Genomic DNA, 925 nt, shown 5'->3' on the forward strand with positions numbered 1-925 from the left:
AACTTGGATAGCTGGAGTTGCTAAACCTAAGTTAGCGATTTCAGTGTTAGCTGCGTCTAAAGCTGTTGCTGCTGCTGGTTTTAAGCTTGATTTACCGAAATCAAATAAAACGTCTGAGCTGAATGCGAAGTTTTTAGTTACAACTTCTGGCTCAACAACTGGTGCTACAGCGCCTTGACCGAAACGGTATGATAAACCTGCTGTTACAGAGTGGATATCAGGAGCATATTGGAAGTCCACATCTTGTGTGCCTGAACGAACTAATGCTTTATTTAAGTTACCCGCTTTGTTTAAGTATTGGTATTCAACACGTGCCGCTAATTCAGGAAGAATTGCGTACTCAACACCTGCACCTAAAATAGTTGATGCTTTTAATTTGTGGAATTTTGTTGTTGATTCGTTAGTGTTTTCCGCACCATATTTTTTATAGTCATTACGAACAACCGCAATACCTACTTTACCGTAAACGTCTAAGTCAGGTAATACTTCGTAGCTTGGTTTTAACGCTAAGTTTAAACCGTGAGCAGAGTGTTTAACTGTACGGAATTCATCTACGTTACCACGTACGCGACCGTAGTAGTCATAGCCTAATTCAGCTGCTAAACCGAAGTTATTTTGGTTTAAAATTTGGTAACCGCCGAATACACCGTAAGTTACAGAGTTACGGTTGATACCATACTTACGTGTTTTATCATTATAACGATCATCGTGACCAGATTTTAATTGGTTAACACCGTGGTGAAATGATGATTGACCAACTTTCGCACCTGCGTAGAAAGTATTTTGTTGTGGAGCTGCTTGAGCTACTGCTGCAGCCGATAATACTGCTAAAGCAACTAATGATTTTTTCATTTTGATGATCCTCTAAATTGTCATCGATTAATAAAACAAAATCACTTCAGCACCGCTTGTGGCACCAAAGTTT

The 925-nt window shown here is 39.4% G+C and carries 1 protein-coding gene; it reads right to left on the reverse strand.

Annotated features, from left to right (window positions below):
* The coding region (locus tag EK386_RS20690; protein WP_126660864.1) for an outer membrane beta-barrel protein at nt 1-852 on the reverse strand (852 nt) is incomplete at its 3' end.
* Between the last annotated feature and the right edge of the window lie 73 nt (nt 853-925).

The organism is Lysinibacillus antri (assembly GCF_003977595.1).
GTDB classification, from domain to species: Bacteria; Bacillota; Bacilli; order Bacillales_A; family Planococcaceae; genus Ureibacillus; species Ureibacillus antri.